This is a genomic window from Dietzia sp. CW19 (assembly GCF_014145265.1).
Lineage (GTDB): Bacteria > Actinomycetota > Actinomycetes > Mycobacteriales > Mycobacteriaceae > Dietzia > Dietzia natronolimnaea.
Window position 1 is genome coordinate 1 of the sequence record NZ_JAALEE010000335.1, and the last position, 2,716, is coordinate 2,716.

Annotated in this window: 3 protein-coding genes; all 3 read right to left on the bottom strand. The window is 71.3% G+C overall.

Annotated features, from left to right (window positions below):
- Window positions 1–301 (bottom strand): alpha/beta fold hydrolase (locus tag G6021_RS10430; RefSeq protein ID WP_182641241.1); only part of this gene is annotated, 301 nt, incomplete at its 3' end.
- A gap of 64 nt (window positions 302–365) precedes the next feature.
- On the bottom strand, window positions 366–1,034 hold the full coding sequence (locus G6021_RS10435) for a hypothetical protein (protein ID WP_187700625.1): 669 nt from the start codon (window positions 1,032–1,034) through the stop codon (window positions 366–368).
- 26 nt (window positions 1,035–1,060) lie between these two features.
- Window positions 1,061–2,716, bottom strand: a 1,656-nt coding sequence (locus G6021_RS10440) for a helix-turn-helix transcriptional regulator (RefSeq protein WP_241736517.1), incomplete at its 5' end; no start/stop codon positions are given.

Genomic DNA, 2,716 nt, shown 5'->3' on the forward strand with positions numbered 1-2,716 from the left:
CGCGCGCCGCGGCTGCGTCCGGGTCCTCGGCCCCCACGGGCGCGGTGACCAGCACGAGGCCGGCCAGCAGGGACGGGTGCCGCTCGGCGAGGTGCATGGCCACCACGCCGCCGAGGGAATGTCCGACGACGACGCTGCCGGTAGCGATCTGTCGGGCGGTCTCGTCGACGAGCGCGTCGAGGTCGGGCTCGGCCGGCAGATCGAGGGCCGTGGTGTTCCAACTCTCCGGCAGGGCGCGCAGGGTCGGGTACCACGTCTGCGCGTCGCCGTGGAGGCCGGGGAGAAAGACAAGACTCGTCATGTCGCGACCCTACGCGCGACGGCCGCGAGCGACGCGGTGTCTGTGAAGGGCCGCATCGGCTGGCTCACACGATCCTCAACTCGGCATGGGATTGCGAGAGCTCATAGGTCTTGACCAGCCAGAACGCAGCAAACGCGTACAGCGCCGCCGCCTCTCCGGCGAACAGGGCCACGGACGGCCCCATCACCCAGGCGACGAGAACCGCCGCGGCCGGGAACGCCACGACCAGTACGGCCAGGACCCGGTAGACCGCGCGATACCTGCGCCGCTGGTCCAAATCCGAAAGGGATCCGAGGGTCTCCTGCCCGTAGAAGAAGATCGACAGCGCGGCCAGGACGAAGAACCCCACCGCGGCCACCGCGTGAACGGCACCCGCCACGGTGAGCCCGGGCAGAGACGAGTCTCCCGTCGGGACCAGCGCCACCACGATGGACAGGACGCCGGCTCCGTTGAGCAGCGCGTTCTCTCCACGGGTGTAACCGCGGTAGGCCACCAGCGCGACGCCGATCGCCACCAGTATCCCCACGAAGAGACTCCGGGCCGGCGAGTAGTAGAAGGCGCTGAGTGAGCCCATCATCGACACGCCGGAGTCGAGGGCCACCCACAGGAGGAGGGTTGCCGGGAGGATGAGCGCACCGGCCGCGATGACCATCCGGAGCACGAAATAGGTCTCCACGATGTAGGCCGCGGGCGCCTCGCAGAAGGTGGCCGGATTCCTCCGTGACTGACGCATGCTCACACCTCGACTCTGTCGCCCGTTCACCCTCGCAGTCGGGTGCCGGTCTTGGTGTAGATCCGGTTGAGGTGACCCTCCACGGTCCGCTTGGACAGGTGGAGTTCGTCCGCGATCTCGGCGTTGGTCAACCCCTGCCCCACCAATTCGGCGACCTGGGACTCGCGGCGGGTCAGCGTGACCCCGGGCGGGACCCATCGGGCGGGACCTCCCAGTCCGGTGAGGCCGGCCAGCGACCCGCTGATCTCGGTGGTCGCGAGCATCCGCTCGGCCAGGGTGTGGTGCTGCGATCCCGGGGTGGCGAGGGTGCGGGCGCGGTCTGCGGCCGCTGCGGCCACCATGAGCAGACCGTGTCCACGGGCTCGCTGAGCCGCATCGATCAATCGCCGGGGGTTGTCGGCCAGGTTGGCAGCAGCCAGGTCGCGCACCAGCACCGGTACATCCCCACTGACCTCCAGCTCGGCCACTATCCGGCAGCTCTCCGGATCGGCCATCAACACCCCGGCCAGGGCGGCGCGCACAGCGGAGCCGAGCAGTCCGTCGTCGACGAGGGAGCGGACGATGCCGAGCGCCTCCTCGCTCCGACCGAGGCAGAACAGCACCCCCGCTTCGGCTCCGCGGATCTCCGGCCCGACCGGCGAGTTGGCATACCCGTGGACGGCGCGTAGGCGCCGCAGCTGCTCTTGCGCGGTCGCGGTCTGCCCGGACAGGGCCGCGACCAGCGCGTACAGAGAGATGGCACGCGGGAGAAAGTCCTCGGGGCCGTCCACCGCGATGGTGTCGAGTGCATCGGACGCGGCGCTCACGGCCGACGGCAGGTCGCCGGCGGCCAGGGCGATCTCCGCGTCGGCGACCCGGCGCATGCCGTGGTCCAGACGCACGGAGTCGTCCTGCTCGACCGCCACGAACGGCGCGAGTTCCGCGAACAGCGCGTTGACGCCGAAACCGTGCAGGACCACGTACAGCAGGGCCGCGAGGTACTCCTCCGACGCCCACGCGTGGTGGTCCACCGTGCGCGACTGGCGGGCTAGCCGCCGCAGGACGGCCAACGCGGCGTCTGACTGCCCGAGCGCGTCCAGCGCCAGGGCGTGGATCGCCTCGAGGCGCCGCTCCCACTCAGCTGACAGGGGCGCGGAGCGCAGTGGTGCGGGATGCAGGGATGCGGGGTGCAGGGGTGCGGGATGACCAGGGGCGGCGTCAGTTTGTGGCGCGCCGAGTTCGGCGTGTGCCCGGGCCGCCTCCCGGTACCGCCCGGCGTAGGACAGGTGCACCACGGTCAGCGCGTCCAGCACCGAGTGAGCGGGGTGGCCCGGCGTCAGGAGTCCGTGGGCCGCCTCGATCAACGGCAGGGAGTTCTCCGGACCCCGGTCGCGGTAGTGCGCGAGGTCCGCCCGGGCCGTCACGTTGTCGATCAGCACACTGGTGAAGTCGGGCCCACCCGGCTCGTCGTCGTCACCACGCGGTCCGGCCGCTGCCCGCAGACACTCCAGCGACCGCTCGAACATGACGGCCGCCTCCTGCACCCTGTCGAGCAGCCGCAGGCAGGAACCCGCGACCAGCGCGAGCTCGGCCTGCTGCAGCGGCGTCATCTCCAGGCCCGCACGCTGGGCGGCCACGGACAACTCGACGCCTGTGCGGTAGTCGTGGGCGTCGAGCGCGGCGCGGGCCGCGGCCAGGGCGGC

Bases quoted from the DNA above. Each gene is read 5' to 3' on its own strand.
- G6021_RS10435 (WP_187700625.1), bottom strand. From the start codon at position 1,034: ATGCGTCAGTCACGGAGGAATCCGGCCACCTTCTGCGAGGCGCCCGCG.